Here is a 23,918-nt window from a genome sequence, read left to right on the forward strand (position 1 = left end):
CGTCGCGCTCGTCATGTGGGCGAGCACTCAGCGAAGCGTACGAGGCGACTCACCGACCGCCTGACCAGTGTGGAGCCGGCGACCGACCCGTGGCGAACAGAGGCGACGGTCGAGCGAACGACGCGACACCGGACGAGGAATGCCTGTCCGAGTTGACTCAGGCAGAGCCGGCAGCGCGGCCGGGCAACGGCCGACCGACCGCTCCCCTGGCCGGTACGGTGCCACCCATGACAACTGAGGTGGCCATCGACGTAACGGCGGGCTTCCCCGGAGATGTCCTGCCCCCGGTTCCGATCGACGATGCCGCGAGCAGGATCCTTGCGTACTGCACATCCCAACACAGTGGATGGGCTGTCTACGATCTGGCTGGCATCGGCGCGCGATCTGCGGGGCTACTCGACGAAGTCTCCACCTGGTCGCTGTTGTTCGCCAACGCCCTCAACGGCCGGATCGAACTCAAGCATATCGCCGACTTCAATCTCACACGCCGACGCGAATTCGCCCAACGGATTGCTCGCATCCCAGCAGACCAGGACCTGCACCACCTCACTCACGACCAACTGAACGCGGTCATCCACGCGTGCCAGTTCGGGTTCGACGGCGCCTGGACCCCTAGGATCACGAAGCTCGCCGCACTGTACCGACCTCAGGCCATCCCCGTGCTAGATGGTTACGTCGGAATGGCCTTCGGCTACCAGCGTGACGATCTCAGCCTCAAGGTTCAGCGGTTCGGCCTCAATCGCGAAGAACGGATCGCCGCGATCGTGCGAGCGATGGCGGCGTACCTCTGCGACCGCCCCGGCCCGTTGGCTCAACTACGAGCGGAAGTCTCGCTGACCGTACCCGAGCTAGCGGCATCGCGGCCAGGAAACAAGCGCCCTCTGATCGCGGACCTCCGGCTACTGGACATGGTCGTGTGGACGGCGATGGACGACCGCCTCGCTCTCGGCAAAGGGCTGCCACCGAGATGGCTCGGCCGGCCACTCGGTGCCCGCATTCCTTGCGAGGCCGTCGCTCCGGTGCCCATCACCGCACCAACTGCGAGCGGCGAAGACCCCCACAGGTGATATCGCAAACCATCTAAACGGACCGCGGACGCCCATATCCCGACCACACCGCCGCGGCGACCGCCCCAGCCCATCACGGCGCACCGGTACGACAGGGACCGTCGCCGCACCTAATTGCTCGCACCACAGCATCTATGCCCTGGGCACCGTGGACAGTTCACGCACAACTGGGCGTTCATGCTCAACGAAGGCTGCGGCACGGGTCGCTTGCCCATCCCATGGCTGATCGGCAGCGGGCACAGCGCCAAACAGGCAGAGCAGTGGCTACCCAGATTCCCGCCGGACCGCGACTGGTCATCAGGTCCTGGACGACTTCGCGTCAAGGATCGCAACGACGTGGTCCGCCAGGTCCCGGCGAAGCACCGGGACCTGGGTATACGACCTCGCAAAGGGGCCAGCGAGTGGGCGGACCACCGGACCGACTGTCATCAGTCAGCTCACGAGCCGGTACCCGGGGGGCACCCTCGGGATGTGGACACCGGCCGCGCCGAGACACACCCGCGCTGCTCCCAATGTAAGCCGCACACGCGACAAAGCCCGTTACCGCAACTCCGGTAACGGGCTTCTGACCTGCACAAACCAAGGGTGGGCGATGCTGGTATCGAACCAGCGACCTCTTCGGTGTGAACGAAGCGCTCTCCCACTGAGCTAATCGCCCTCAGCGCCACTGACTCTACCCGATCGTGGAACCGGACCGGAAATCCGGGGTCAGTGCGTCGCGAGGTAGTGCATCACCTTGGCGACCAGGTCGATGCCGAGGCTGAACTTGAGCGACAGCCAGACCACGGTGGCCACGAAGACCAGGCCGACGGACCCGAGCACGATTCGCACCAACAGTGACTGTCGCGTCACCCAGTGCGTCCAGCCGTAGACGTGCCGGCGGGTGAAGCCGAGCAGCCGGCGCGCCCAGTGGTACTCCACCGCCCAGATGCCCAACCCGGCGATCACCAACAGCCAACCCGGCCCGGGCAGCGGGATGAGTGCGATGCCGATGGTCACCACGATTGCGCCTGCGATGGCAATGAAGATCTTGAGGGCAATCCGGCCGGTGGGGTTGGCTCGGATGAGGTCGAGAGTCAGCGAGATCTGCTCCCGCCAGCGGCGGCGGCGCGGTGGGTCTCCGACGACCAGGACACCGCCGGGACGATCGGCGTCGGGCGTCGGCCGATCGGCGCGTTCGGGCTGCTCCATCGGTACTCCGTACCCCCGCTTTTCGGTTGCTCGGACCGCGACCTTCGGCGGGCCGGGCGCCGCGGTCGGATCCACTGAGGATTTCTTCGTCACCATTTCACCCCCCAGTGTCGCTCACGCCCGTCACTGCAACGGTCGACTGGACGTTACCGGAGTAAGTCGACGACTGAACCACCCGATGCCGGGCGGGATCACGCACTGGGCAGAACCGGAAATCCTACATGAATGCTCACATTCACGCGGCCTTTCCGTCCCCCTTCCCACCACTGGGTGAAGTCAGCGTATGGCGGAGCGTAGCCAGGAGTAGCACCTGAGTATGGGAAAAGCGGGACACGCGCGTTCCGCAGCGGTGCCGGGGGGAGAACGTCCATGAGTGTCATTCGACCGACGACCGTAGAGGTCGAGACGTCGCTAAGGCTCGTCGCACCTGACGCCACGGCCTTGCCGGTGCGTGCCAGTCTGCGTTACGACCCTGCTGACCCGTATGCGGTCCATGTCCTGTTCCATGCCGAATCTGCCGGCGGCGAGGCGGTGAGCTGGTCCTTCGCCCGCGAACTGCTGGTCACCGGCCTGGACGAGCCAGCCGGTATCGGTGATGTGCGGGTCTGGCCCTGGGCCACACCGCGCGGCGACTTCGTCGCGCTGGCCCTCTCGTCACCGGACGGCAACGCCCTCTTCGAGGTGCCGCGCAGTGTTCTGGTGCGTTTCCTTCGACGGACCTACGTCGTCGTCCCGCGCGGTCGTGAGGCCGAGCACCTGGACGTCGACACGGCGGTGAACCGGCTGCTCGCCGGTCGCTGACCACCGCCCGAACGGGCAACACCGGCCAACCCGGGGCCGCGCGGATCTGCCGAGTCCGCGCGGCCCCGGCACACCCGGGGGTACGCGGGCAGCCCGACCCGGGATCGTCGGTGCTCAGCCGTGCGTGGTGATGCCTCCGTCGACCGGGATGACCGCACCGGTGAGGTACGCGCCGGCGCGCGACGACAGGTAGATGGCGGTCCCGGCCATGTCCTCGGGGCGTCCGATGCGGCCCAGCGGCACCTGCTGTTCGATGGCGGCCCGGCTGGCGGGGTCGTCCAGCGCGAACGCCATCATCTTGCTCTCGAACGGGCCGGGTGCGATCGCGTTGACGGTGATCTGCTCACCGGCCAGCTGGTGGGCCAGGCCGCGGGTGAGCATGTGCACGGCCGCCTTGGTGGCCGAGTACGCGTACACCTCCATCATCGGCACCCGGATGCCGTCGATCGACCCGATGTTGATCACGCGGGCCGGGTCGTCGGCGCTGGCGGCGGCGCGCAGCGCCGGCAGCAGCGCGGTGGTGAGCCGGAAGACGGCCTTGACGTTGACGGCCCAGAGCTTGTCGAACGCGGCCTCCGGGTAGTTTTCCAGCGGGGCGCCCCAGGTCGCGCCGGCGTTGTTGACAAGCACGTCCAGGCGGTCGAAGCGCTCGCGTACGGCGGCGGCCAGCGCCTCGGCCCCGGCGTCGTCGCCCAGGTCGGCGGGGATGGCCTCGCAGTGGCCCTCGGCGGAGAGTTCCTTCGCGACCGCCGCGCAGACATCGGCCTTCCGAGACGAGATGATCACGTGTGCGCCGGCCCGTACGAAGCCCTGGGCGATCATCAGACCGATCCCCCGCGACCCGCCGGTGACCAGGACCGTCTTGCCTTCGACCGAGAACAGCTGCGTCATGCCCATCCCATCGCGAGTCGGCGAGGTCCGCCGGTCGGGTGTCCGGCGAGCGCCGGGCGGACCGTGGCCCGGACAGCGCTACCGCCGGGTAACGTAGCCCGGCCGCCGGGATCGCGACAAGCCCGGTGTGCGGCGCCGATTCCGCTACCTGCGTCGATTGGGATGCGGTGACCTGCGGTTCGGGCTACCGTCGCAGGCGATGGTCTCCACCGGTCCCACCCCCGCGCCACCGATCGGTTCGGCTCCACCCGTGCCCGACGAGATCGCCACGTTCGCGCTGGCCGACCTTGCCGGCGACCCGGGCTGGCGTCGGCCGGTGATCGTCGAGCAGGAGCTGCTGATCCTCACCACACGGGGGCACGGCGACGCGGAGCTCGACTTCCATCTCCTGCCCTGCCGGCCCGGCACGCTGCTGCGGGTCCGAGCCGGCCAGGTGTTGCGCTGTGCCGGCCCGCAGTTCGACGCCACGGTGGTCTCCTGGGTTCCCGAGGCGCTGCGCGGCTTCGACGTCGACCTGGACGCGCCCGTGACGTGGCGGCAGTTGGCCGGCGAGGACGAGGACGCGGTGATCAGCGAGGTGAGCCAGTTGGCGGTGGACTGTCAGCGGCACCCCGACAGCCGCATCGCCCGTGCGCTGCTTCGTCACCAACTGGCCGTGTTGCTGCTCCGGCTGACCCTGGCCGGTGCCGACCGCTCGACGCCCCGGCCCGAGGACGAGACGTTCCACAGGTTCTGCCAGGAGGTGGAGCACGGCTACCCGCGCAGCCGGCGGGTGGAGGACTACGCCGCCGGGCTGCGCTGCTCGGTGCGTACCCTGACCCGGGCTTGTCTGGCCGTCACCGGCCGCAGCGCCAAGCAGGTCATCGACGAGCGGGTCGCGTTGCAGGCCGGCCGGTTGCTCGCCGCGACCGATCAGCCGATCGCCCAGATCGGCCGGCAGCTCGGCTTCTCCGAGCCGACGAACTTCGGCCGTTTCTTCACCCGCGAGGTCGGGGTGAGCCCCGGCGCGTTTCGGGCCGCCCGGGACCAGCCGGCGGCCAGCCGGGTGGTCCGGCCCCGAGCGCCGGCTGAGCCGACCGGCGCCAACGGCGGCCGGTTCCGCACCCTCGCCGAACCGGCCAACGGCGGCCACGCCGGGCGGTCCGGGTCGCCCACCGGACCGGCCCTCGACACCGGCCGGGCATGATGACAGGGTGCAGATCTCCGCGCGCGGCGACTACGCGGTACGGGCGGCGCTGAGCCTGGCCACCGCGTACCCTTCTCTGCTGTCCACCCAGGCCATCGCCGGGGAGCAGGACATGCCCCGCAAGTTCCTGGAGGCCGTCCTGGCGGATCTACGCCGGGCCGGCATCGTCCGCGCCCAGCGTGGCGCCGAGGGCGGCTACACACTGGCCCGTCCACCACGCGAGGTGACCGTCGGCGCGGTGCTGCGCGCGGTGGACGGCCCGCTGGCCGGGGTACGCGGGCTGCGCCCCGAGGAAACCCAGTACGAGGGTGCGGCGGAGAACCTGCCCGGCCTGTGGGTGGCCGTGCGCGCGGCGGTGCGGCGCGTGGTCGACGAGGTGAGCCTCGCCGAGATCGTCAACGGTCGGCTGCCCGCCCACGTCCGCAAGCTCACCGCGCTGCCCGACGCGTGGGAGCCGCGCTGATCCACCTCGCGGGTCAGAGCGTCCGGACCACGTCCTCGGTGCTCAGCCGGGGCAGCCGTGCGCGCCAGGAGTCTGGGCCAGGGTGGCCCACGTTCATGACCAGCAACGTCTCGTGCCGCCCGTCGGGAAAGAACTCCCGGGTCACGCCGGCCGCGTCGAACCCGGCCATCGGGCCGGCGGCCAGCCCTGCCGCGCGAACGCCCACCAGCAGGTAGCCGATCTGCAGGGTCGCGTTGAGCCGGGCCTGCTCGGCCCGCGCCACCCGGTCGCCGAGCCAGTCCCGAGCCTGCGGGCGGTGCGGGTACAACTCGGGCAACCGCTCGTGGAAGTCCAGATCGGCGGCGAGCACCGCCACCAGCGGCGCGGCGGCGGTCTTCGCCCGGTTGCTCGACGAGAGGTGCGGCAGTAGTCGCGCCCGTGCCGCCGCGCTGCGCAGCAGCAGCACCCGCAGCGGCTGGCCGTTGTACGCGGTCGGCCCGTACCGGATCAGGTCGTGGATGGCCGCGACCTGTTCGTCGGTGACCGGCTCGTCGGTGAACGTGTTGGCCGTGCGGGCCGCCCGGAACAGCAGGTCCTGGGCGGCCCGGTCCAACGCGAGCAGGCCCGGTGTGGCCAGCGCCGTCACCGCGGCACCGGCGCGACGGCGGTCGTGTAGCCGCCGTGGTGGTGCACCAGCGGCGCGGCGTCGCCACCAGCACCGAGCGCCAACGGCTCGGCGATGACGAGCGTGTGGTCGCCGGCGGGCACCCGGTGCACCACCCGGCAGAACAGCCGGGCCAACACGCCGGTCAGCAGCGGCACCCCGAACGGTCCGGACGTCCAGTCCGGGTACGCGGCGAACCGGTCGATGCCACTGGTGGCGAAGATCGTCGCGGCGTCCCGCTGCCCCGCGGTCAGCAGGTGCACCGCGACGTGCTCGGCGCGAGCCAGCACCGGCCAGCTCGACGACGCCGTCCCGAGGCAGAACGAGACGAGCGGCGGGTCCAGCGACACCGACGTGAACGAGGTGGCGGTGAAACCCGCCCGGATCGGCGCGCCGATCCCACCCAGGCAGGCGGGGTCGGTGGCGCGGGCGACGGCGGTGACCACGGTGACGCTCGTAGCCTGCCGACGCAGCAGGGCACGGAACAGGTCCGCACTCACCGGTCGCAGCTCGGCCGCGTCCGGCGCGGGACGCTCCACGGTGGTCACGCCGACACCGGGGTCGACGCCGCGTACGTGCGGGCCGGTCGGGATGGGGCGGAGCAGCTGGTCACGGCGGTGGTCGGGGCGTTGGCGGCGGCTCGGGGACGGAGGACGGCACGACGGGGTGGGGACATGCGGAGTCTCCTGATCTGTCCACGGTGGGAGTGAGGAGGGTGAGAAGGCACGCTGCTCCGCGTTGAGCGGGCCGGCGGTGTGCGTGCGTCGCTGGAGTCGAACCGGATGGACCGGTCGACTCAACAGAGCGCGCTCGCGTGCCGGACCAGGTCGACGTGCACACGAGCGGTGAGGTGAAGCTCATCCCGCTGCGACATGACCTCATGTTGCCGGGACCGGATCGACCGGTCAACGGTCTTCCAGAAGATGAGAATTCCATCGATGCCGAGGGAAAATAGCGTGCCTAGCAGTCTTTACCGTGCCACAAGACCTATCTGGTGAGTAGAGATTGGCCGCGCTCGGCCGAGACCGTCCAGGACGGACACCGTGCGGGTTTCAAAAGCTGCCGGTCCGGGCATGTTCGATCTCGACACGGCAGGGAACGGTGACGAGGGGAGTCCTCCGATGGGCCTCATGTTTCGCAAGCGCAAGAAGTACGGTCCGATCATCCTGAACTTCACCGAGAACGGCTTCTCCTCCTGGAGCATCAAGATCGGGCGCTGGTCCTGGAACTCCAAGGCACGGGCGCACCGCGTCGACCTGCCGGGTCCACTGTCCTGGAAGCAGGACAAGTCCCGGTCGTAACCTCCCGGGAGTCGAGCGGGGTGCCGGTGATCTCACCGGCACCCCGCTCGGCGTCTACGGAGTCCCGCCCCGCCCCGGCGGGCTCAGGGTCTGTGTGATCAGCTCGTCGCCGGCCAGCTTGCCGTTCTCGCGGTCGCGTCGCACTTCGCCTTCGTCCAGCAGGTCGGCCAGCGCGCGGTTCGCGTCGGCGGCACGGTAGACGGTCGCGGTGAGGGTGTGCCGGCGCAGCTCGGTGACCTGTCGTGGACCGCCGCGACGCAGCTCGGCCAGCAGCGCCTGGGCCAGCGGTGCGACGTCGGGCTCGCCGGCCACGTCGACAGGTGCGCTCATCGGGTCGGCCGGGTCGCGGTAGCGCACGCCGAGGTCCGCGCCGACCGACCAGAGGGCGTCACGCACCGCCTCCAGGCTCCGGTCCGAACGACTGCCGAACGCGACCACTCCGGCGACCTCGTCGTCCGGCAGCACCGGTGCCAGCTCGGCGACCAGGGGGAAGCCGGCCGAGACGAGCGCGGCACGGGCACTGCTGCCCCCGTGCAGCAGCACCTCGCCGGTGCGGCCGTTGGCGGCGGCCGTGAGCAGCTTCGGGCCCACCGCACCTGGCACGTCCACGAAGGAGAACAGCGGTGAGCCCGCCGCGCCGGCCGCCTTGACGGCGACCGGCAGCCGATCCGGGTTGCCGGGCAGCAGGTGCACGGTGACCTCGGCGGGCAACTCCGCCTCGATCGAGCCGAGTCGGGCCGGCAGGTCGGGCGCGCCGTCGGTGAGCACCAGCACCGTCACCTGCCGGCCGCGCAGCTGGTCGGCGTGCGCGCCGACCAGCTGCAGTGCGGCCACCGCGCCGCCCGCGTCGGTGCCGGCGAGTGCGATGGTGGCCCGCCGGGAGCGGTGCAGGGCCGTGGGCAGCCAGGTGGTCAGCTGGCGGACCAGCAGCGCACGAAGGAAATCGGTGGTCCGGTCGGTCGGCATCGGTCCGTTCTACCGTATGACCTGCTCAGGCCGGGACGGAGATCCCCACCCCGCCCCGGGTCTGCCCGCCGTAGCGCTGCCGCTCGGCGTCCAGGTCGAGCCGACCGATCTGCTTGCGCGCGCTCAGCGCGGCGTCGTCGAGGAGGCTGGCGGGGACCAGCCAGACGATCTCGAACTCCAGGCCGTCCGGGTCCTTGCCATAGAGGCTCTTGGTCGTGCCGTGGTCGGAAGTGCCGACCAGAGCCCCGGCGGCGGCGAGCCGCTCGGCGGTGACGGCCAGCTCGTCGAGCGTGTCCACCTCCCAGGCGAGGTGGTAGAGACCGACGGTGGCCCGGCCGGCTGTCGACCGCCCGGCGCCGGCGCCGATCTCGAACAGACCGAGGTCGTGGTCGTTGGTGGAGTCGGGAGCCTGGAGGAAGGTGGCGCCCCGGAATCCGTCCGGGGTCATCGCCACCGCACGGAAGCCCAGCACGTCCCGGTAGAACGCGACGCTGCGGGCGAGGTCACTGACGTAGAGGACCGCGTGGTTGAGCCGGTGGATACCCATGACCCCAGGTTAGCTCGCTTTGGTTGAACGTTCAATTATCCGCGTTATGATGGCCGTCATGACCCGCTGGCTGGACCCCGACGAACAGCGCACGTGGCGCGCGTACCTCGCCGCGTCCCGGATGCTGATGGACACCCTCGACCGCGAGCTACAGCGCGAGGCGGGCATGCCGCACGCGTACTACGAGATCCTGGTCCGGCTCTCCGAGGCCCCCGGTCGCCAACTACGGATGAGCGAACTCGCCCAGGCGGCGGGGTCGTCGCGCAGCCGGCTCTCGCACGCCGTGGCCCGGCTGGAGGCGGCCGGATGGGTGCGCCGCGAGGAATGCCCCACCGACCGGCGCGGGCAGATCGCCCTGCTCACCGACGAGGGTTTCGCCACCCTCGCGGCCGCCGCACCCGGCCACGTCGAAGGGGTACGCCGGCACCTGTTCGACGCGTTGAGCCCCGCCCAGGTCGACCAACTGCGCCGAATCAGCGAAACCCTGGCCGACCACCTGAGGAGATCCTGACCAATCGACACCGGCGCGGGTCTTGTACTTAACGTCGTCGAATGAGCACGATGGGGCGTGTCTTCCGGCTTCGGTGAACTGACTGACCAGGCGCACCATCTCGTGTCGGCCGGCGATCTGGCCGGCGCGCAGCAACTGCTCGCCGACGCGCTCACCGACGCCGACCCCCGCCCCGCCAACGCCACCGGCGAGTTGGCCGAGGCGGCCAGCCTCCAGGCGCGGGTGTTGGTCGCCCTCGGTGAGCCGCACTCGGCCCGGGGCTGGGCCGCCTTCGCGTACGCGGCCACCACCCGCCTGCACGGCCGTTCCGACCCGCGCACGGTGGCCGCCGCGGCGACCCTGGCCGCGGTGCTGCACCGGGTCGGCAGCCACTCCCGGGCCGCTCGGCTCTACCAGGAAGTCATCATCGAGCTGACCGCACAGGATGGCCCGGAGTCACTGCGGGTGCTCGCCGCACACGCCGACCTGGCCACCGTCGAGTACGCCCGCGGCCAGTGCACGGTTGCCCGGGACCGGCTCCAGGACGCCTGGGAGCTGCACCGGGAGATCTATGGCGACGGGCACCCCAGCGGCATCAAGATGCTGGCGCGGCTCGGGGCGATGCAGCGTGACTGCGGGCAGTTCACCGAGGCACACGACAACCTGGCACTGGCACGGGAGCTGTGCCGGCAGCACCTGCCCGCCGACGACCCGCTGGCCGCGCAGGTGGCGGCCCTGGCCCGGGCGGCTGCCAATCCCGACCACGCCTGCACCGACAACGCGCCCACCGCCCGGGACACCCCGGCGGTGCCGGCCGCCCGCGTCCCACCGCACGACGACGACCCGACCGCATTCGGCCGCCACCCGTCGGCACCCGCGCCACACCAGGCCGGGCCGGCAGCCGGCGGGACGGTGCCGAGCCCTCGAACGCCCGCCGACGAACCGGTCGGACCGGCGGGCACCACGTGGCCACCCGAGGCGGCGGAGGAGCCCACGCCCTACAGCACCGACGCTCCGGTGCCCCCGTCGGTGATCGGGCTGGCCGGCGGCACCGAGGAGCAGCCCGGGGTATACCGGCTGCACCGCTCCGCCACGCCGTCCGACCCGCACGCGGCGCCCGACCCGTACGCGGCCTCCGACCCGTACACGGGATCCGACCCGCACGGGGCGTCCGACCCGTACCGGCCGCCGGACCCGTACGCGCCGCTTGAGCCCTACACACCGTCCCGGTTGCTGCCGGTCCCCGTGCACCGGGCGCCGTCGCCGCCGCGCAACCGGCTGGTGCCGGTGCTGGTGGCCGGCGTGGTCGTGGTGCTGCTCGGTGCGGCCGCGGTGATCGCCGGGGTGGCCCGGGTCGACGACGAGCCGACGCCGCCGCCGGCCAGCGGCTCCCCCACCGCCGGCCCGCCGGCCACGACCGCGCCCAACCCGGGCGGCACCGCACCCAACCCGGGCGGCGCAGCACCCACGCCGGCCGGCACCGGAGCACCGCCCGGTAGCCCGCCCGGCGCGGTGACCCTGCGCGACACCCGGGACAGCATCGCGCTGAACTGGAGCTATCCGGCCGGCAGCGAGGGCCCGGTGGTCATCGCGGGTGGCCGCACCGGTCAGGACCGCAACGTCTTCGCGACCCTGCCCGCCGGCACCACCAGCTACGTCATCTACGCGCTCAACCGCACCAACGACTACTGCTTCACCGTCGCCGTCGTCTGGTCCACCGACACCGTCGCCAACTCCGAGCAGGTCTGCACCCGCCGCCGCTGAGCCGACCGACTCAGGCAGACGCCGGCGGGTTCAGGCCCGGGTCGGCCGGCAGCAGCAGACACACCCGCAGCCCGTGCTGCTCCGGCGCGTCGGTCAGGGTGATGCTGCCGCCGGCCCGTCGCACCAACTCCCGGACGATGGCCAGCCCCAGGCCGGCGCCGCCGTCGTCGCGGGCCCGACCGTCGTCCAACCGGGTGAACCGGTCGAACACCCGCTCCCGGTCCGCCGCCGGCACCCCCGGGCCGTCGTCGGTCACCGTCACCAGGTGGTACGCCCCGACCGTCCGCCGCGTCACCGGCGCCGCCTCGGCGGCGAGCACCACCGTGCCGTACGCGTGGCGTACCGCGTTGTCGACCAGGTTTGCCAGCACGCGCCTCAGCTCGTCGGCGTTGCCGGTCGTCCACAGCGGGCCCGGCGGCATCGTCACCCGCACCGGCGGCGACGGGTAGCGGGCGGCGACCTCGGTCAGCAACGCGCCCAGCTCCACCGGGCCGGTCCCCCGGGCCGGCGGAGCCTCGTCCAGGCGGGCCAGCAGCAGGAGATCGTCGACAAGTCGGCTCAGCCGGTCGGTGTCGGCGAGCAGGTTGGCGGTCACCGCCGTCCAGTCCGTGCGGTCCGCGAGGCGCTGGGCCACCTCCAGCTCGGTCCGGATGTTGGTCAACGGACTGCGCAGCTCGTGTGCGGCGTCGGAGACGAACGCCCGTTGCCGCACCCGACCGGATTCCAGCCGGTCCAGCATGCCGTTGAGGGTGACCGCCAACCGGTGGATCTCGTCGGCCGACGCGGGCACCGGCAGCCGGCCGGTACCGGCCCGCCCGGTGATCTCCTCGGCGCCCCGACGGAGCGCCTCGACCGGCCGCAGAGTCGCGCCCACCACCCGCCACGCCACCCCGGCCAGCACGGCCACCAGCAGTGGGAACGCCACCAGCAGGATGACCCGGACCGCGTGGGTGCTGTGTCGCACGTCGGCCATCGACCGGGCGACCAGCACGGTCAGCGGGTCGGCCGCGGTGCCGGCGGGTACGGCGACCACCCGGACCGGGCCGACCAGCCCGACCCGCTCCGCCGGCACCTCCAGCCGCTGCCGACCGTCGTGGTCCAGCCGCTCGGGGCGGACCATCGGGACCAGCCGGTCGGCATCGATCGAGGCGGCCCGGATCCGCCCCTGCCCGTCGACGACCTGGACGCGGACCTGCCCGCCGGCCACCGGCAGCGGGTCGGGCAACGCGTCCTCGGCGGCGAGCAGCGCGACCGCGTCGGCGGTCCGGAACGCCTCGGTGTCGACAGTTCGTTGGAGCACGAAGCCGAGCGCGCCGAGCAGCACCACCCCGCCCAGGGCAAGCCCGATGGTGAGGCCGAGCACGCCGATCACCATGAGCCGCCCCCGCAGCCCCAGCACCGGCATCCAGCCGGCCCACGCCCGGCGGGCGGGCACCGGACCGTCGGCTGTCACATCGCCAGCCGGTAACCGACGCCCCGGACCGTCTCCAGCCGGTCCCGACCGAGCTTGCGGCGCAGGTAGCCGACGTACACCTCGACGATGTTCGGAGCGGTCTCCAGGCTCGCGTTCCACACGTGGTCCAGCAACTCGATCTTGGAGATGACCTGGCCGGGCCGGCGCATCAGATAGTTCAGCAGCGCGAACTCCCGCGCGGTCAGCGTCACCTCGGTGTCGGCCCGGGTCACCCGTCGGCGGGCCGGGTCCAGCCGCAGGTCACCGACCTCCAGCACCGTCGGGCGCTCCGGTGCGCCCCGACGCAGCAGCGCCCGCAGCCGGGCCAGCAACACCACGTACGAGAAGGGTTTGGTCAGGTAGTCGTCCGCGCCACAGTCGAGGCCGTCGGCCTGGTCGTACTCGCCGTCCTTGGCGGAGAGCATCAGCACCGGCAACCAGTGCTGCTCCGCTCGCAGTTGGCGGACCAGCTCGTAGCCGGAGAGGCCGGGGAGCATCACGTCGAGGATCATGGCGTCGTACTCGCCGTGCCGGGCCGCGTCCAGCCCGGCCGGGCCGGTCCGCGCCACGTCCACCGCGAACCCCTCCGCCTCCAGGCCCCGTTGTAGGGCAGCCGCCAACCGGGCCTCGTCCTCCACCACAAGCAACCGCACAGTTCAAGGGTGCCACTCGGGTCAACCGAGGGCGGTTCGGCGTCCTCAGCCCGTTCTCAGGGCCGAGGGGGGAGGATGGTCGCAGGAGGTGCCACCATGTCCGTTCTGAGAAGCCGTCCCGTCCTGCGTTGGCTGGTCCCGGCCACCGCCGCCGTCGCCGTCATCGGCGGTGGAGCGGCGATCGGCACGTTCGCCGCCGAGGCCGAGCCGAGCCTGCCGCCGCGTACCGCCGCCCAACTCCTGGTCGACCTGCAGACCTCCCGGCTGGAGGGGGTCTCCGGGACCGTCGTGCAGCGCGCCGACCTCGGCCTGCCGCCGCTCGTCGGGCTGGCCCCCGGCAACGAGCTGACAAGCATGTTGACCGGCACCCACACCCTGCGGGTCTGGTATTCCGGGCCGGAGCGGCAGCGGGTCGCGTTGCTGGACACCCTCGGCGAGCAGGACGTGATCCGCAACGGCCGGGACGTGTGGACCTGGGAGAGTCGCACCAACACGGCCCGCCATCGCACGCTCGGCGACACCGAGGCCACAAAGGCCGCTCCCGAGGCCCGGCCGAACCTGCCGGCCACCCCGCAGCAGGCCGCCGACCTCGCGTTGGCCGCGATCGACCCGAGCACCGAGGTGAGCGTCGGCCGCTCGGCGACGGTGGCCGGCCAGGACGCGTACGAGCTGGTGCTCCAGCCGCGCGACAAGGACTCCCTGGTGCACCAGCTGCGGATCGCCATCGACGCCAAGCAGCATGTGCCGCTGCGCTTCGAGGTGCTCGCCAAGGGCAGCGACCAGCCGGCGTTCGAGATGGCCTTCACCCAGATCGACTACCGCCGGCCGGCCGACGACCAGTTCACCTTCAACCCACCGCCCGGTGTGACGGTCACCGAGGAGAAGGCCGAGCGACCGGGCGCGGGCAAGCCCGAGCACGCCAAGCCGGCGGGCGATCCGCAGGTACGCGCGGTGGGCACCGGCTGGACGACGGTGCTCGTCGCCCGCCTCGACGGGGCTCTCGGCGGCAAGCCGACCGACGCGAAGCCGGCCGTGCCACCGGCCGGCGCCGCACCCGACATGGACCTGTCGAAGCTGCTCGGCGGGCTCGCGGCGGTCAAGGGCGACTGGGGTAGCGGTCGCCTGCTCACCGGCAAGCTGTTCAGTGTGCTGCTCACCGACGACGGCCGGGTGCTCGCCGGCGCTGTCACTCCCGAGCGGCTCTACCAGGCCGCTCGCGGCTGATCATTCGGTGTGCGCGCCGGGTCGACCCTCGCGGTTGGCCCGGCGCGTCATCGTGTCCGACCCTGTCGCGCGCCAGCGGGAGCCACCGGTGTCGACGGGTGCCGAGTCAGCGGCCGTTCGCGCCGAGGATGCTCAGTCAGCGGGCGCCGAGGGCGCGCTCAGTCAGCGGGCGCCGAGGGCGCTCAGGTAGGCGTCGGCGAGGACCGCGTGGCCGGGCAGGTGCGGGTGGACGCGGTCGTCGGCCCAGCGCGCCGACGGGCTGACCGCCAGCACCCGGTCGAACGCCGCCTGGTTGGGCACGTGCACCGCGTCGAACTCGGCGGCCAGCCCCGCCACCACGGCCGCGTACCGGTCGGTGTCGGCGCGCTGCGGCACGCCGCGGTCCGCCTCGATGAGGAACGGGTCACCGAGGATCAGCCGGCAGCCGGTGGCGGCGACCGCTCGACCCAGCAGGTCGCGCAGGGTGCGCTCGTACTCCTCGATGCCGACGGCCTCGTGCGGGCGATCGCCGTAGTGCCGCCAGATGTCGTTGATGCCGATCAGCACCGACAGCCAGTCCGGGCGCTCGGCGATCGCGTCGTCGTCCCAGCGGGCGGCCAGGTCCCGGACGGTGTCGCCGCCCACACCCCGGTTGACCCACCCCAGCTCCAGCTCCGGGTGCCGCGCGTCGACAAACGCACGGACGAGGCTCACATATCCAGAGCCGTAGGGCGCGGCGACGTCGCGTCGGCCACAATCGGTGATGCTGTCGCCGATGAAGACCACCCGTTGCCCGGCCCGCAGGATCATCCGACGCCACCTCGCGATCACCGGCGCGCCGGCTCGCCTGGCTTGGTGAGAACCGGCGCAACGCGCTATCTTCAACAGTTCGAGGACACAAAAAAGAACGGCTAAAAGCCGTTCCTGCAAGCGATTCTAATCTTTAGGGAGACGGCTTGTCAAGGCACTCCGGCGGTTCCGGCGAATTGCCGCTCGACGACGAGATCGGTCGCGAGCAGGAGTACGTCTCGATGCTCTACGACCGGCTGGACGGGCTGCGTGAGCAGGCCGCCCAGCGGCTCACCGCCGAGCTGCGCAACACCGGCGGCACCCTCCAGGACCGCTCCCAGCGCGACAGCTCGGTAGCGATGTACGCCGATCAGGTCGAGCAGTTCTCCGCCGTGGAGAACGGGCTCTGCTTTGGCCGTCTCGACGGTGACGACGACTCCCGCCACTACATCGGCCGGATCGGCATCTTCGACAGCAGCGGTGACTACGACCCGCTGCTGATGGACTGGCGCGCCCCCGCCGCCCGCGCCTTCTACCTCGCGACCGCCGCCAACCCGCAGGGCGTCCGCCGCCGCCGGCACCTGCGTACCCGGCAGCGCAAGGTGACCGGCCTCAACGACGAGGTGCTGGACATCGACACCGCCTCCCCCGGCGGCCACGAGGAGCTGACCGGCGAGGCGTCGCTGCTCGCGGCCCTCAACGCGGGCCGGACCGGCCGGATGCGCGACATCGTCGAGACCATCCAGGCCGAACAGGACGAGATCATCCGCGCCGAACTGCCGGGCGTCATGGTGGTCCAGGGCGGTCCTGGCACCGGCAAGACCGCCGTCGCGCTGCACCGGGCGGCGTATCTGCTCTACACGCACCGGCGCGAACTCTCCAGCCGGGGCGTGCTGCTGGTCGGCCCGAACGCGACATTCCTGCGCTACATCTCCCAGGTGCTGCCGACGCTGGCCGAGACCGGCGTGCTGCTGCGTACCCAGGGTGATCTTTTTCCCGGGGTGAGCGCCCAACGGACCGAGCCGGCCGAGACCGCGGCGCTCAAGGGCCGGGCCGTGTTGGCCGAGGTCCTGGCGTTGGCCGTCCGGGACCGGCAGTGGGTGCCGGACGAGCCGCTGGAGATCGAGGTCGAGCGGGAGACGCTGACCCTCGACCCGGAGATCGTGCGGGCCGCGCGGGACCGGGTGCGTCGCGTCGGCCGGCCGCACAACCTGGCCCGGACGCTGTTCGACACGGAGGTCGTGCACGCGCTCGCCGACCAGGTGGCCGAACGGATCGGCGCCGACCCGCTGGGTGGGGACAACCTGCTCGACGAGGCGGACCGGGCCGAGATCCGCCGCGAGCTGCGCGAGGAAACGGAGATCCAGGCCGCCCTGGACCGGCTGTGGCCGGTGCTCACCCCACAGCGGCTGCTCGCCGACCTGTACGCGAACCCGGACCGGATCGCCGCCGCCGCGCCGATGCTCACCGATGAGGAGCGGGCGCTGCTGCGGCGGGAGCCGGGCGGCTGGACGCCGGCCGACGTACCGCTGCTGGACGAGGCCGCCGAGCTGCTCGGCGAGGACGAGCGGGCCGCCGCCGCCCGCCGGGACCGGATCCGCATGATGGAACGGGAGTACGCCGAGGGCGTGCTCGAGATCGCCCGGGGTTCCCGCTCGATCGACGTCGAGGACGAGGCCGAGGGCGGTGAGATCCTCGGCGTGACCGACCTGATCGACGCGGACCGGTTGCTGGAACGGCAGGAGGAGGCCGACCGCCTCACCACCGCGCAGCGGGCCGCCGCCGACCGGAGTTGGGCGTTCGGCCACGTGATAGTGGACGAGGCGCAGGAGCTGTCGCCCATGGCGTGGCGGCTGCTGATGCGCCGCTGCCCGAGCCGGTCGATGACGATCGTCGGGGACGTGGCACAGACCGGCGCGCTCAGCGGCACACCCTCGTGGGCGGATGCTCTCGCCCCGTACGTGGCGCAGCGGTGGCGGCTGACCGAGTTGACGGTCAGCTACCGCACGCCCGCCGAGATCATGACTGTCGCCGCCGACGTCCTGGCGCAGATCGACCCGGCGCTGCGTCCGCCGCGCTCGGTACGGGAGAGCGGCGTACCCCCGTGGGACCGGACGGTGCCCGACGGGCGGCTGGCGGCGGAACTCGTCGCGGAGGCCACCCGGGAGGCCGCGGCGCTGACCGAGGGTCGGCTCGGTGTGCTCGTGCCGGCCGGCCGGGTGGGCGAGTTGGGCGCCGCGGTGACCGGCGCGCTGCCGGAGGCCGCCGTGGGTGAGCACCCGGAGCTGGAGAGCCGGGTGGTGGTGTTGACAGTCGCGCAGGCCAAGGGGCTGGAGTTCGACTCGGTGCTTGTCGTCGACCCGGACCGGATGGTGGCCGAGTCCCCGCGCGGCCGCAGCGACCTGTACGTGGCCCTGACCCGCGCCACCCAGCGCCTGGGCGTCCTCCGACCCACCCCCATCGCCGACCGCTGAATTGATCATGAGGTTGACGTGGACCGTGGTCTCCCACAGCCACGTCAACCTCATGATCGCGGTTAGTCAGTGACGGAGCGGTCCTGGACAGTCTTCGCCGGCTCCGGTGCCGACGTCGACTGGTCGCTGGTGTTGCCGCTCATCGGCGTGCTCAGGCCGCCGGTGGTGGCGTCGCCGGTCGTCGTCGGGGCCACCTTGCCCCGGTGCCGCTCCGGCTGGCGGGCCACCCGGCGTACGCTCGCCGGCCCGGCGGTGCCACCGGTGGTGGTCACCGCGCCCTGCCCGCCCACCGGGCCACCGTCGCGCAGCACCTGCGGATCGATCCGTTCCTTCGCCGGATCGAACGGGTCGTCGCGCTGGATCTGACTCTCCACATCGGTGCGGGGCACCGTCACCTCGTCGAGGGCGCCCTTGCCGTACACGCCGCCGGCGATCCGATCCTCGGCCTCGCGGGCGGCGTCCTGCCGCATGTCGTCCTCACGCACGCTCATCACCTCGCAGAAGCTGTGGAACTGACTGCGTGCCCGGCCACCGGCCGGCCAAACCCGGCCTGACCGGGAGGTCGTCCACCGCGGTTCACCGTCGCGCCGCCCACTGGCCGCCTGCCCGCAGTCCGAGATGTCCATGCTGTCCCGCGACCGGTGGGAGATGCCCGCCGGCAGGAGGGGATGACAGCGTGCGCACAGTACGCCGTACCGCCGTCGCGGCCCTGGTGGCCGCGACGGTGACGACCGGGCTCGCGGTGCCCGCCCAGGCGAAACCGCGACCGGACCGGACATTCGACGTGCAGGCCCACCGGGGCGGCCTCGGGCTGCGGGTGGAGAACACCCTGGCCTCCTTCGGCAACGCCCTCCAACTCGGGGTGAGCACCCTCGAACTGGACGTGCAGATCACCGAGGACGTCAGGCCGTCGTCACCCACGACCGCAAGGTCAGTGGCACCAAGTGCGCCGACACCGCCCCCGTGACGCCCGGCGACCCGGAGTTCCCGTACGTCGGGAAGTACGTCAACACGCTCAGCCTGGCCCAGGTGCGCACGCTCGACTGCGGCTCGAAGACGCTGCCGGACAAGCCCGGCCAGCTCGCCGTCCCCGGTGCCCGGATGCCGCTGCTGCGTGAGGTCTTCGCGCTGGTCAACCGCTACCGGGCGAAGGACGTGACGCTCAACGTCGAGACCAAGGTCGAGGCCGGCGCGCCGACCGAGACCGCGCCGCGCGAGCAGTTCGTCCGGGTCACCGCGGCCGAGGTCCGCGCCGCCGGGCTGCTCAGGCAGGTCACCATCCAGAGCTTCGACTGGGGCGCGCTGATGCGCATGCGTCAGGTCGAGCCGAAGCTGCCGCTTGTCGCCCTGACCAACTACGACTTCCTCCAGACCGGCCAGCCGGGTGCCTCGCCGTGGCTGGGCGGGCTGGACATCGACGACTTCGGCGGCGACCCGATCAGGGCGATCCGCAGCTTCGGCGCCAGCGCCTTCTCCCCGGTGCACGGCATGCCCCAGAACGGCACGGTCACCGACCCCGGCTACCAGCCGTACGTCACCAAGGAGATGGTCGCCCGGGCGCACCGCTACGGGATCAAGGTGATCCCGTGGACCGTCGACGACCTGCCGACCATGGCCAAGCTGATCGACGACGGCGTGGACGGCCTGATCACCGACTATCCGGACCGGCTGCGGGGCCTGCTGGCGCAGCGCGGCTACCGGCTGCCGAAGGCGTACGCCGCGCCGTTCGACATCCAGGCGCACCGCGGCGGCCGGGCCACCCGGCCGGAGAACACCCTCCCGGCGTTCGCGAACGCGTTGTCCAACCGGGCCATCTCCACCCTGGAGCTGGACACCGGCGTGACCGCCGACGGCAAGCTCGTGGTGCTGCACGACCGCACCGTCAACGGGTCACACTGCGTCGACACCGCCCCGGTACGCCGCGGCGACCCGAAGTTCCCGTACGTGGGCAAGCCGGTGCACGAACTGACCCTGGCGCAGCTCAAGACCGTCGACTGCGGCACGAAGACGCTGCCCGAACTGCCCGCGCAGGTGCCCGCGCCGGGTGCCCGGATCCCGACCCTGGACGAGGTCTTCGCCCTGGTGAAGGCGAGTGGCCGCGCCGACATCGGCATGAACATCGAGACGAAGATCAGCCCGGTGGTGAACGACACCGAGCCGTACCGCAGCTTCACCCGCAAGCTGGTCGACGCCATCCAGCGCGCCGGCTTCACCAACCGGGCCACCATCCAGTCGTTCGACTGGCGCACCATCACGTACGCCCGGCAGCTCGACCGGCGGATCGGCACTGTCGCGCTCGTCTGGCAGTACGGCCCGGCCGAGTGCGCGACGCTCGCCGACGAGTGCTCGCTGCAGGCCGTGTACGGCAACCCGGCGGTGAAGAGCCCGTGGACCGGTGGACTGGACTGGTGGAAGTACCGGGACCTGGGCAAGCTGACCCGGGCCGCCGGTGCGGGCACGGTGTCGGCCAACTGGCAGGTGCACGACCCGAAGCAGGGCACTGTCGCCTCGGACGACTGGTACCTGCGGGAGAACCCGGCATACTTCCACGGACCGGACGTACGCACGCTGCAGGCGCGCGACGGACTGAAGGTGATCCCGTACACCGTCGATGACTCGACGGTGATGCAGCGGGTCATCGACCTCGGCGTCGACGGCATCATCACCGACGACCCGGACCTGTTGGTGAGCGTGGCCATCCGCAACGGCCTGCGCTGACCCACCGACCCCACTGATCGCCGGCCGGGTTTTCCGGCCGGCGATCAGTGTTACCTGCTCCGTGGCCTCGGGTAGTCGGGGGTCGTCCCCGCCGTGCAAGCGAACCGTGCCGTGGCCGACACGCGGTAGCGGGGCGAGGGAACGCAGGTACGACTCATCGCATCCTGAGGAGGACCAGATGAGCACGCAGGCTGCTTCCACCCGGCCGATGAACCGGCCCATGAACGACCCGCAGAATCCCGCGTCGATGCGGGACATGCCGACCCAGCAGATGCCGGTCATGCACGACGGGCGTCGCAACGACATGCAGGCACCCGGTACGGAGACCAAGCAGGCGTTCAAGACCACCGAGTTCTGGATCTACCTGATCGCGGTGGCCGCCGTACTGGGCGCGTCGCAGGTCGTTGGTCAGAACTCCACCGGGGTGGACATCTTCCGGGCCGACAACGCCTGGTTCCTGATCACCCTGCTGACGCTTGGCTACCTCGGTAGCCGTGGCCTCTCGAAGGCCGGCAGCAACTGGCGCAGCAGCGAGGAGCGCAAGGCCCGGCACTGACCGGTTCACGGTGCACGGTGGCCTCCGGGAGATCCTCCCGGAGGCCACCGTGGTGTTCGTACCGGCTACTCGTCGCCGCCGAAGTCACCACCGAAGTCGCCCTCGAACGCGTCCTCGATCATCTCGCCGGCGACCATGCCACCCGCGACGCCGAGCGCCGCACCGGCCACCATGCCGCCCATCCCGTGCCCACGGCCCTGACCGTGACCGCGGCTCGGGCCGTACTGCGAGCGGAGGCTGCCGTAGCGGGACGTGGTCTCGCGCAGCCAACCGTCGACGACCTGCGCCCAGTCCACCCGGTCGACGTCGGTGTGCGCCACCTGGAAGCGACCGAACGCGTCGTGCCCGGCGCTGAGGAAGCCGCCCCGCTTGTCGCACTCCAGGATGACCTCGACGCCGCGCTGACTGGTCACGAAGGTCAGCTCGACCTCGTTGATGGTGCTCGCGTACTGCGGCGACGCGAAGAACTCGATCTCCTGGTAGAACGGCAACGTCTGCTGGACGCCCCGGATGTGACCGCGCTCCAGGTCGGCGTGCTTGAACCGGAAACCGAGCCGCTGGAACGCCTCCAGGATCCGCTCGTGCACCGGCAGGGGGTGTACCGCCACCTGGTCCAGGTCGCTCTTGTCGACCGCGCGGGCGATCGCCAACTCGGTGCGCAGGCCCATCGTCATGCCGTGCAGGCGCTGGCCGTACACGTCGGTGATCGGGGTCTCCCACGGCACCGGGAGCTGGAACGGGATGGAGAGCTGCTGCTTCGGGGCGAGCACGAACGCGCCGCTGACCGCCATCCGGTGAAACTCCAGGGTGCCGGAGTATTCGGCGTCGTGCCCCTCGACCTCCACCCGGGTCACCAGGCCGATCACCACCTGCTCGATGGCCGCCTCGGCGTCGCCACCGACGAGGTTGACCTGCCCGTCGAGGGTCAGGCCGGGCCGGGTGTTGGGGTTGGTCAGCACAGTGTCCACACTGGGACCGCCCACACCGAACGCGCTCAACATCTTCTTGAAGACCATCGGAACTCCTGTGCGACGCCGACCGCTCCTCCGCTGGAGTCGGACGTTGACTCGACGGGCACCCTATCCAGCACCCCTGTGAGATGGCTGTGAAGCGCCACCGCCGTCTGAGTCGGCCGCGGAGTCGGCCGCGGCTGCGGCGCTTGATCGACTCGGGTTCCTGAAAAACGGGGCATCACCACGACCGGGACACCCCGACTTCCGTGAACCCGAGTTGATCAGCGCTTCAGATCCGCGATCGCAGTCCGGCCGGTCGATGTCTGCCTCCCGTGCACCGGCAGCGAAGGGTGGACGTCAGGCGGCGAGCCTTCGGGCTGATGTCGCAAACGAATCGGGGCAGCACCGCCAGCGGCCCGACCCACACCGAGAAGTGACCGGACCGGGCGCCGGTGAGGCGGCCTGCCTTCCGCTGCACGGCCACCGGACCACCCCCCACCGCCCACCGCCCACCGCCCACCGCCCAGCGCCCAGCGCCCAGCGCCCAGCGCCCAGCGCCATCGTCGACGGCGGTGCGGGCCGCCAAGCACCGCCCTGGCCTGGTTCCCGCACCGCGGCATGCCGAGAGGCGGCATCAGCAGAGGTGATCAACTCGCGTTCATGAAAGTCGCGGTGTCCTGGTCGCGGTGACACCCCGCCTTTCAGCAAACCGAGTCGATCACGCATCGCGGCGCGCAATCGACGTCTCTCACGCTGCGACTGAGGGGACGTTCCACGCATCTCGGCGACACAAAGTGCAAGATCGGCGCGGGACAGGGCGGGGAGCAGGCCGCCGCGGGACGGGGACACGCAGCGCGGGGCGGGAACGCACGGCGCGGCGCGGGGACGGCGCGGCGCGGGGACGGCGCGGCGCGGGGACGGCGCGGCGCGGGGACGGCGCGGCGCGGGGACGGCGCGGCGCGGCGCGGGGGCGGCGCGGCGCGGCGCGGGGACGGCGCGGCGCGGGGGCGGCGCGGGGCGGGGACGCGCTCAGGCAGGGGTGACGATGACCAACTCGCCTACCTGCTCGCCGATCGTAGTGCGGGCCTCCGTCGGCAGGCCCACGTCGGTGATCAGGACGTCGGCCGCCTCCAGTGGGGCGATCGTGGCGATGCCGATCGTCTCCCACTTGGTGTGGTCAGCGAGCACCACGAGCCGGCGGGCGGCGCCGATCAGGCACCTGTTGACCCCGGCCTCCAGCAGGTTGGGTGTGGTGAACCCGGTGCGTGGGCTGAGCCCGTGCACGCCGAGGAAGAGCAGGTCGACGTTGAGCGCGCTGATCGCCGCCTCGGCCACCGGCCCGGTCAACGCGTCCGACGGGGTGCGGATGCCGCCGGTCAACACCACCGTCTGGTCGGCGCGCGGGTCCTGGTAGAGCGCGTCGGCCACCGGGATCGAGTTGGTGACCACGGTCAGCCCCCGTACGTCGGAGAGCAGGGTGGCCAGCGCCGCCGTGGTGGTGCCGGCGGACAGCGCGATGGCCATCCCCGGCTCCACCATCGTCGCCGCCCGCTCGGCGATGGCCCGCTTCTCAGCCTGCTGACGGATCGACTTGGCCGCGAAGCCGGGTTCCTCGGCCGAACCCGGTCCGGCGAGTGTCGCGCCGCCGTGCACCTTGTCCACCAGGCCGCGCTCGGCCAGCGCCTCCAGGTCACGGCGGATCGTCATGTCGGACACGCCGAACCGGCTGACCAGGTGGCTCACCCGTACGCCGCCCCGTTGGCGGATCAGATCGAGGATGGCGGTCTGCCGCTGCTGGGCGAGCATGGG

24 protein-coding genes, 1 tRNA gene and 1 pseudogene are annotated in these 23,918 nt (G+C 71.7%); 12 read left to right on the forward strand and 14 right to left on the reverse strand.

Annotated features, from left to right (window positions below; translation table 11 throughout):
• Positions 1–227 precede the first annotated feature (227 nt).
• Positions 228–1,067: a DUF6308 family protein gene (locus tag ACGFIQ_RS00495; RefSeq protein ID WP_393237164.1), complete on the forward strand. Its 840-nt coding sequence runs from the start codon at positions 228–230 to the stop codon at positions 1,065–1,067.
• 586 nt (positions 1,068–1,653) lie between these two features.
• Here the strand turns inward: ACGFIQ_RS00495 and ACGFIQ_RS00500 are convergent.
• Together ACGFIQ_RS00500 and ACGFIQ_RS00505 are read right to left on the reverse strand one after the other, a co-directional pair.
• A tRNA-Val gene (locus ACGFIQ_RS00500) sits at positions 1,654–1,725 on the reverse strand.
• Positions 1,726–1,775: 50 nt separating this feature from the next.
• Complete coding sequence (locus tag ACGFIQ_RS00505; RefSeq protein ID WP_393237167.1) at positions 1,776–2,258, reverse strand: TIGR02611 family protein; 483 nt, start codon at positions 2,256–2,258, stop codon at positions 1,776–1,778.
• Positions 2,259–2,627: 369 nt separating this feature from the next.
• Between ACGFIQ_RS00505 and ACGFIQ_RS00510 the strand changes: the two genes are divergently transcribed.
• Positions 2,628–3,059: an SsgA family sporulation/cell division regulator gene (locus ACGFIQ_RS00510; RefSeq protein WP_007457244.1), complete on the forward strand. Its 432-nt coding sequence runs from the start codon at positions 2,628–2,630 to the stop codon at positions 3,057–3,059.
• A 114-nt stretch (positions 3,060–3,173) separates the two neighbouring features.
• Here the strand turns inward: ACGFIQ_RS00510 and ACGFIQ_RS00515 are convergent, their stop codons facing one another.
• Positions 3,174–3,950, reverse strand: coding sequence for a glucose 1-dehydrogenase (locus tag ACGFIQ_RS00515; protein ID WP_357069990.1), 777 nt, complete (start codon positions 3,948–3,950; stop codon positions 3,174–3,176).
• Positions 3,951–4,149: 199 nt separating this feature from the next.
• Between ACGFIQ_RS00515 and ACGFIQ_RS00520 the strand changes: the two genes are divergently transcribed.
• Together ACGFIQ_RS00520 and ACGFIQ_RS00525 are read left to right on the forward strand one after the other, a co-directional pair.
• Positions 4,150–5,136: a helix-turn-helix transcriptional regulator gene (locus tag ACGFIQ_RS00520; RefSeq protein WP_393237171.1), complete on the forward strand. Its 987-nt coding sequence runs from the start codon at positions 4,150–4,152 to the stop codon at positions 5,134–5,136.
• Between the two features lie 7 nt (positions 5,137–5,143).
• Entirely contained in the window at positions 5,144–5,599 is a 456-nt protein-coding gene (locus ACGFIQ_RS00525; protein WP_357069994.1) for an Rrf2 family transcriptional regulator, read from the forward strand.
• Between the two features lie 13 nt (positions 5,600–5,612).
• On the opposite strand, the gene ACGFIQ_RS00530 is transcribed toward ACGFIQ_RS00525, so the two are convergent.
• The 3 genes from ACGFIQ_RS00530 to ACGFIQ_RS00540 all read right to left on the reverse strand — a co-directional run bounded on the left by ACGFIQ_RS00530 (position 5,613) and on the right by ACGFIQ_RS00540 (position 7,116).
• Positions 5,613–6,224 (reverse strand): malonic semialdehyde reductase, encoded by a 612-nt coding sequence (locus ACGFIQ_RS00530; protein ID WP_393237174.1) that lies wholly within the window; start codon positions 6,222–6,224, stop codon positions 5,613–5,615.
• Positions 6,221–6,790 (reverse strand): flavin reductase family protein, encoded by a 570-nt coding sequence (locus tag ACGFIQ_RS00535; RefSeq protein ID WP_393237177.1) that lies wholly within the window; start codon positions 6,788–6,790, stop codon positions 6,221–6,223. The genes ACGFIQ_RS00530 and ACGFIQ_RS00535 overlap by 4 nt, the downstream gene beginning before the upstream one ends.
• Before the next feature lie 248 nt (positions 6,791–7,038).
• Entirely contained in the window at positions 7,039–7,116 is a 78-nt protein-coding gene (locus tag ACGFIQ_RS00540) for a putative leader peptide (protein ID WP_350938629.1), read from the reverse strand.
• A gap of 247 nt (positions 7,117–7,363) precedes the next feature.
• Between ACGFIQ_RS00540 and ACGFIQ_RS00545 the strand changes: the two genes are divergently transcribed.
• Entirely contained in the window at positions 7,364–7,543 is a 180-nt protein-coding gene (locus ACGFIQ_RS00545) for a DUF4236 domain-containing protein (protein ID WP_030333600.1), read from the forward strand.
• A 54-nt stretch (positions 7,544–7,597) separates the two neighbouring features.
• Here ACGFIQ_RS00545 and ACGFIQ_RS00550 read toward each other — a convergent pair whose 3' ends face one another.
• Both ACGFIQ_RS00550 and ACGFIQ_RS00555 read right to left on the reverse strand, forming a co-directional pair.
• Positions 7,598–8,509: a hypothetical protein gene (locus ACGFIQ_RS00550; protein ID WP_393237180.1), complete on the reverse strand. Its 912-nt coding sequence runs from the start codon at positions 8,507–8,509 to the stop codon at positions 7,598–7,600.
• 25 nt (positions 8,510–8,534) lie between these two features.
• A complete protein-coding gene (locus ACGFIQ_RS00555) occupies positions 8,535–9,056 on the reverse strand; it encodes a VOC family protein (RefSeq protein WP_393237182.1) in 522 nt (173 codons plus the stop codon).
• A 49-nt stretch (positions 9,057–9,105) separates the two neighbouring features.
• Between ACGFIQ_RS00555 and ACGFIQ_RS00560 the strand changes: the two genes are divergently transcribed.
• Together ACGFIQ_RS00560 and ACGFIQ_RS00565 are read left to right on the forward strand one after the other, a co-directional pair.
• Positions 9,106–9,567 (forward strand): MarR family winged helix-turn-helix transcriptional regulator, encoded by a 462-nt coding sequence (locus ACGFIQ_RS00560; RefSeq protein ID WP_393240211.1) that lies wholly within the window; start codon positions 9,106–9,108, stop codon positions 9,565–9,567.
• A gap of 57 nt (positions 9,568–9,624) precedes the next feature.
• On the forward strand, positions 9,625–11,310 hold the full coding sequence (locus ACGFIQ_RS00565; protein WP_393237185.1) for a tetratricopeptide repeat protein: 1,686 nt from the start codon (positions 9,625–9,627) through the stop codon (positions 11,308–11,310).
• 10 nt (positions 11,311–11,320) lie between these two features.
• Here ACGFIQ_RS00565 and ACGFIQ_RS00570 read toward each other — a convergent pair whose 3' ends face one another.
• Positions 11,321–12,685 carry an ATP-binding protein gene (locus ACGFIQ_RS00570; RefSeq protein WP_393240214.1) on the reverse strand — a complete coding sequence of 455 codons (1,365 nt, stop codon included), beginning with the start codon at positions 12,683–12,685 and terminating at the stop codon, positions 11,321–11,323.
• Positions 12,686–12,759: 74 nt separating this feature from the next.
• The gene (locus ACGFIQ_RS00575; RefSeq protein WP_393237188.1) at positions 12,760–13,416 is read right to left on the reverse strand and encodes a response regulator transcription factor; all 657 of its coding nucleotides are present in this window, start codon (positions 13,414–13,416) and stop codon (positions 12,760–12,762) included.
• A gap of 96 nt (positions 13,417–13,512) precedes the next feature.
• Between ACGFIQ_RS00575 and ACGFIQ_RS00580 the strand changes: the two genes are divergently transcribed.
• The gene (locus tag ACGFIQ_RS00580) at positions 13,513–14,640 is read left to right on the forward strand and encodes an outer membrane lipoprotein carrier protein LolA (protein ID WP_393237190.1); all 1,128 of its coding nucleotides are present in this window, start codon (positions 13,513–13,515) and stop codon (positions 14,638–14,640) included.
• 162 nt (positions 14,641–14,802) lie between these two features.
• Here the strand turns inward: ACGFIQ_RS00580 and ACGFIQ_RS00585 are convergent, their stop codons facing one another.
• On the reverse strand, positions 14,803–15,429 hold the full coding sequence (locus ACGFIQ_RS00585) for an SGNH/GDSL hydrolase family protein (protein WP_393237193.1): 627 nt from the start codon (positions 15,427–15,429) through the stop codon (positions 14,803–14,805).
• Between the two features lie 221 nt (positions 15,430–15,650).
• Between ACGFIQ_RS00585 and ACGFIQ_RS00590 the strand changes: the two genes are divergently transcribed.
• Entirely contained in the window at positions 15,651–17,882 is a 2,232-nt protein-coding gene (locus tag ACGFIQ_RS00590; RefSeq protein WP_393240216.1) for a HelD family protein, read from the forward strand.
• 62 nt (positions 17,883–17,944) lie between these two features.
• Here the strand turns inward: ACGFIQ_RS00590 and ACGFIQ_RS00595 are convergent, their stop codons facing one another.
• A complete protein-coding gene (locus ACGFIQ_RS00595) occupies positions 17,945–18,367 on the reverse strand; it encodes a hypothetical protein (RefSeq protein WP_357522381.1) in 423 nt (140 codons plus the stop codon).
• A gap of 332 nt (positions 18,368–18,699) precedes the next feature.
• On the opposite strand from ACGFIQ_RS00595, the pseudogene ACGFIQ_RS00600 reads away from it, so the two are divergent.
• The 3 genes and pseudogenes from ACGFIQ_RS00600 to ACGFIQ_RS00610 form a co-directional block, all read left to right on the forward strand.
• Positions 18,700–19,487: pseudogene (locus tag ACGFIQ_RS00600) on the forward strand (glycerophosphodiester phosphodiesterase family protein); the annotation flags it as partial.
• Positions 19,488–19,493: 6 nt separating this feature from the next.
• Positions 19,494–20,600: a glycerophosphodiester phosphodiesterase family protein gene (locus tag ACGFIQ_RS00605; protein ID WP_393240219.1), complete on the forward strand. Its 1,107-nt coding sequence runs from the start codon at positions 19,494–19,496 to the stop codon at positions 20,598–20,600.
• A gap of 178 nt (positions 20,601–20,778) precedes the next feature.
• Complete coding sequence (locus ACGFIQ_RS00610) at positions 20,779–21,156, forward strand: hypothetical protein (RefSeq protein WP_393237196.1); 378 nt, start codon at positions 20,779–20,781, stop codon at positions 21,154–21,156.
• A 65-nt stretch (positions 21,157–21,221) separates the two neighbouring features.
• On the opposite strand, the gene ACGFIQ_RS00615 is transcribed toward ACGFIQ_RS00610, so the two are convergent.
• Both ACGFIQ_RS00615 and ACGFIQ_RS00620 read right to left on the reverse strand, forming a co-directional pair.
• Positions 21,222–22,172 (reverse strand): sporulation protein, encoded by a 951-nt coding sequence (locus ACGFIQ_RS00615; RefSeq protein ID WP_393237199.1) that lies wholly within the window; start codon positions 22,170–22,172, stop codon positions 21,222–21,224.
• A 966-nt stretch (positions 22,173–23,138) separates the two neighbouring features.
• Complete coding sequence (locus ACGFIQ_RS00620; RefSeq protein WP_393237202.1) at positions 23,139–23,915, reverse strand: DeoR/GlpR family DNA-binding transcription regulator; 777 nt, start codon at positions 23,913–23,915, stop codon at positions 23,139–23,141.
• Between the last annotated feature and the right edge of the window lie 3 nt (positions 23,916–23,918).

It is taken from the genome of Micromonospora sp. NPDC048898 (assembly GCF_043198035.1).
In the GTDB taxonomy this organism is placed as follows: Bacteria; Actinomycetota; Actinomycetes; order Mycobacteriales; family Micromonosporaceae; genus Micromonospora.